Genomic DNA, 4706 nt, shown 5'->3' on the forward strand with positions numbered 1-4706 from the left:
GAGAAGCCACATGTGTTTCGAAAAGCCACGAAAGAAGTGGCTTCTCGGCGAACATGTGGCTTCTCAACGTAAGACCCGCGGCGGGCTTTACATATCGGGCCAGTCGCGGTGCAGCGAATACTCCGTGTCTCCGTCACCGTTATCATTCAGGTGCCAGCGCTGACCGGTACGGATATCGGCCTTACGTAGGCGCGGGTTCGGGTTATCTTTCTTGCCCATCGTGGGGTCATTCTTGCAGCCCCAACGAGTGTCGTCATAGCTGCAGTCACCGGCTACGCGGCCCACGTCGGTCCACCACACACGAATCAGCAGCGGGTCGACAGTTTCCTTCGTCAAAACGACATCCAGTGCATGCCAGTCGCCACCGTTCACGCGGAAACGGCCAGAGTAAGACACTGTTGCGTAGGCATGGAAATTACCTGAACGCTTATAGACATAACTGGTCGCGGTCTTGCGTGACTCTTCACCACGTGCCCTGCTAACCGGCTTACCCATCGTGTAGAAGCTGCCCTCGTCACCGTTGCCGTACTGGATGGTCATCTGGGTGGGGTAGGACTCCATCTCCACATGGCCGATCATGAGGTCGCCTTCCCACCGTGCGGTGGGGGCATCGACATAGAAGTTGACGGCCTGATTCTTATAGACATTGGGGTTGTCTTCGCCCTGACCAGAGCCAAGGTTATAGGACTGCTTCAAAACAGGGGCCTGGATATCGGTTTTAGCGAATTGGTCCTCAACTTCTTGGAGCATTTCTTCGATAGTGGGACCCTTGGGCTGTGCAGGGTCATTGGAGGTGAAGGTTTTAGCGTCATTAGGTTTACAGAACTTTGACAATTCGACCCCACCGCCTCTTTTAGTCGTCTTCACAGCCATTCCATCTTCTAGCTTATATTCCGAGTATTCTTGTTTTCCTGGGCGGTAATCTTCCGTGTAGCATGTATTATTTCCGTCAAGTGGCGCATAGTAATCAACACCACCACTGTCTTTCATGACGCTGTGCGTTTGAAGCATTTCATCGAGCCAGTTGTGGTAGGAACCTTCAGCTACTTCTGCAGATTGATTGTCATTTGATGGTACGTCGGATTGTTTTTCTTGGTTGCGCGAGGTGGAGCCACCGCGACGCTGATTTGGCTGGCCTGGAACCTGCACGCAATGTCCATTAGAGTCTTTAGTTGTACACTCTGCACTTATTGCGGATGAATTATCTATGAGTGAAAAATTTGTTGCCAATATAATGCAAATAAAGATTTTCGGGTAACGGATTAGATTCATTTTAATTTATAGTTCCTCTTCTGATTTACTTCCAGCAATTTTCCAATAGCCATCAGAGTAGGTGAAAAGGAAATAGAAAGTATCGTCGCTAGTATCAGTGTTAGCCTGCATTGTGAGGTGGCCGTTAGATTCAACGTACATAACGCTGCTCCAGAACCGACGATGCTTCATACGATACATTTTCTTTGCTTCGTCGTAGATAAGCGGGCCTTCTGGCTGGTAGCTATCCAGCCCGTCAACAGTCCATCCTCCGCGCTGGTAAAGACCCTGAATATACAGGTAGAACTCATATTCTTCCGCATCTTCCGTTACATATTTGAAAGCGTAGGAGCAGTCACCGGTCTGGATCGCGTAGTTGTGCGCAACAACCCAGTCCTTCATCATGCGGTAGAGGCCTTCTTCCGTCTCGGGGTACTGCGCGGGTTCCTTGCGGGGTTCCTGGACGTTCTGCGCAGGACCGTACGTATCCGCTTTGCGGTATTCGCCGTCGGGTGCTTTGGATTTGCCTGAATATCCACGAGTCATAACAGGCTTCGGGGTAGTTGAAGCTGAAGCGGACGCAGACTCAGATGCTGCTGCAGACACCGAAGCCGACTCGCTCGGCGCGGCAGTCGATGATGCCGAGGCGGCTGCCGCCTCGTTATTTGCCTGCTGGCCACATGCCGCAAGCAGGGCCCCCAGGCCCACAAGTGCGCCGCCGCCCAACAGGGTACGGCGATTAAAGATGGTCGAATCCATAGAAGATACGCTCCTATCGTCGGTGATGGTGTGTCATTTAGTTACTAGTCGGGCCGCTTTTTTGCAGGTCAAACTGACTGCCGGAAGAAAACAGCTCCATAGCGCGCCCATCAAGCGCATCAATGCGCTATGGAGCACTACAGTTACCACCCTACCGCATGTTTGCGGTCATTTGCATTCTTTTGGGTGCTATAGCAACGAAACATCACTATTCGGATATTTCATTGCTTTATGCATCAAATGTCTCTGCGCCCGCGGAGGCGCCGTGCCTGCGGAAATTCGGTCATGAGTTACGGACTTCGACCATGAGTTAGTGACTTCAGGCTGGGGTTTTAGCCATTGCCAAAGACGCTAAGTCATGGCTGAAATTGCTAGGTCATTACTGAGTTTTCACCGGCGGCGGGTAACTGGCCGTTTCGATAGGTTACTGTCTTCGCTGCGGGTTTAAAACCCACGGCGAAGACACTAACCTATCGAACACTGCATCCGCCCAAGACAGACCCTGCCCAAAACACACTCCACCTCAGCCTCCGTGCTCGGACGCCACTGGCCCGCCTAGCCCAAACAAAACAGAGCGGCCCCGCACCCTACCACCACCCCTGACGCACCCCGCATACACCCCTCCTCATGCCCGTAATGTGGCGGGCAACTCATGCGGCTCACGCGGGGTGTTAGACAGTACTACACTTAAAGCGGAAGTCACATCGCCGTCACTGAAGAAAAGAGTTTTTGTGCCCACCACGACCGTACACTTGACCGACCGCATCCCTCGCGTTTCTGCTGATGAGTTGCTGGCGGGTTTCCGCCCCTCTGAGCGTTTTGGTGAAGTGTCTTTTGATAGCTACATTCCTGATCCGAATCAGCCGTCGCAGGCTGAGGCTGTGCAGAAGCTGAAGGATTTTGGCGACAAGATTAATGGTGGCGGCGCTGGTGCCGGTTTCTTTGGTCGCCTGTTTGGTGGCAAGAAGAAGGAATCGACGAAGGCTGGCCTGTACCTTGACGGCGGTTTTGGTGTGGGTAAGACTCACCTGTTGGCGTCGCTGTGGCATTATGTGGACGGCCCGAAGGCGTTCGGTACTTTTGTGGAGTACACGAACCTGGTGGGTGCGTTGACGTTCCGTAAGACGGTTGAGGCGTTGAGCAGCTACAAGCTGGTGTGCATTGACGAGTTTGAGCTGGACGATCCGGGTGATACTGTGCTCATGTCTCGTCTGATGCGTGAGCTGGCGGATGCTGGCGTGAAGCTTGTGGCGACCTCGAACACGCTGCCTGGTGCGTTGGGTGAGGGCCGTTTCGCGGCTGAGGATTTTAAGCGTGAGATTCAGGTGCTTGCTTCGCAGTTTGAGGTGCACCGTGTGGATGGTGAGGATTTCCGTCACCGTGGCCTGCCTGCTGCGCCGGAGCCTGTTGCTGATGATGCGTTTGATGCGAAGATTGAGGAAGTGTTCGGCGGCCAGACTGTTGGTGTTGATAACTTCGCTGACCTGGTGGAGCATCTGGCGAAGGTGCACCCGTCGCGTTACCGTCAGCTGATCGATGGCCTGGATGGTATTGCGTGGCGTGATGTTCACCCGATTACTGAGCAGTCGGTGGCGCTGCGTTTTGTGGTGTTGGCTGACCGCCTGTATGACAAGGACTTGCCGATTGTTTCTTCGGGTGTGCCGTTTGACAAGGTGTTTACTGAGGAGATGCTGGCTGGTGGTTATCAGAAGAAGTATTTCCGTGCGGTGTCTCGTTTGACTGCGTTGGCTCGTGAGGGCATGCTCGGTGAGGAGGCGGAGCGCTAGTTCCGCTGTTCGCCGGGGCCGAGCTTTGGCCGGCTCGGGTTTTGATGCGCTGTTCTTTCTAGTCCCGTGAGACTCGAAGCTCGCCCGGTTTGCATGGTTAGCTTGGTTAGTCTGGTTTACCTGAACCGCGCCAACCCCTCTCATACGTGAGGACCCTCGCCGGGTCGCTTAGGAAGCACCCGGCGGGGGTCTTTGTGTGAGCGAGAACCTGGTACGTGACGGGAACATGGCGTGTCGCTCGCATGGTTTCTTCCCTTGCCAGGGAGTTATGCGGGGGTAGATGTGGTTGGAGTGTATAATTTTGCGTGTAGCCTCCGCGAGGTTCTCGCGAAGCACCCGTTTCTGCCGCATGGTTGCGGGCTATTTTCGGGTAGCTATTTCCCTTCCTTTTCGGAGGGACTTTCATTGAGGGACCATGAACAGGCTCGGCGGCACGATGTAGAGCAGCATTTCCCTTCCTTTTCGGAGGGACTTTCATTGAGGGCCGCTCTCATTCACCGCCGACCACCTCGACGCAATAATTTCCCTTCCTTTTCGGAGGGACTTTCATTGAGGGTCGTGTGGATTCTGTGTCATGCTCGCGAGTCGCGGATTTCCCTTCCTTTTCGGAGGGACTTTCATTGAGGGTACTTCGCAGTGGCGGCATGTCTGAGGTCTCTGTCTGGATTTCCCTTCCTTTTCGGAGGGACTTTCATTGAGGGGTTAGCAGACTCCTTGTTGGCGCTGGTGGTGTTGGTATTTCCCTTCCTTTTCGGAGGGACTTTCATTGAGGGGAAACCGGCACCGGCATTTTCACGGTGGACACGACCATTTCCCTTCCTTTTCGGAGGGACTTTCATTGAGGGGTGTAGGTGGAGAGCGGGTCGGTTAGTGGGGGCTGAATTTCCCTTCCTTTTCGGAGGGACTTTC

The 4706-nt window shown here is 54.0% G+C and carries 3 protein-coding genes and 1 CRISPR repeat array; of the genes, 1 reads left to right on the forward strand and 2 read right to left on the reverse strand.

Annotated elements, in window-relative coordinates; translation table 11 throughout:
* Positions 1-87: 87 nt before the first annotated feature.
* On the reverse strand, positions 88-1149 hold the full coding sequence (locus HMPREF2971_RS07200; RefSeq protein ID WP_168165834.1) for a peptide ABC transporter ATPase: 1062 nt from the start codon (positions 1147-1149) through the stop codon (positions 88-90).
* A 129-nt stretch (positions 1150-1278) separates the two neighbouring features.
* The gene (locus tag HMPREF2971_RS07210) at positions 1279-2010 is read right to left on the reverse strand and encodes a DUF6318 family protein (RefSeq protein ID WP_070692144.1); all 732 of its coding nucleotides are present in this window, start codon (positions 2008-2010) and stop codon (positions 1279-1281) included.
* 731 nt (positions 2011-2741) lie between these two features.
* Here HMPREF2971_RS07210 and zapE point away from each other — a divergent pair.
* Positions 2742-3797 carry a cell division protein ZapE gene (gene zapE / locus HMPREF2971_RS07215; RefSeq protein ID WP_070678088.1) on the forward strand — a complete coding sequence of 352 codons (1056 nt, stop codon included), beginning with the start codon at positions 2742-2744 and terminating at the stop codon, positions 3795-3797.
* A gap of 376 nt (positions 3798-4173) precedes the next feature.
* A CRISPR array of direct repeats spans positions 4174-4705; the repeat unit is 27 nt; unit sequence ATTTCCCTTCCTTTTCGGAGGGACTTT.
* Position 4706 lies beyond the last annotated feature (1 nt).

Origin of the sequence: Rothia sp. HMSC066G07 (genome assembly GCF_001814485.1) — a bacterium.
Taxonomy (GTDB): Bacteria; Actinomycetota; Actinomycetes; order Actinomycetales; family Micrococcaceae; genus Rothia.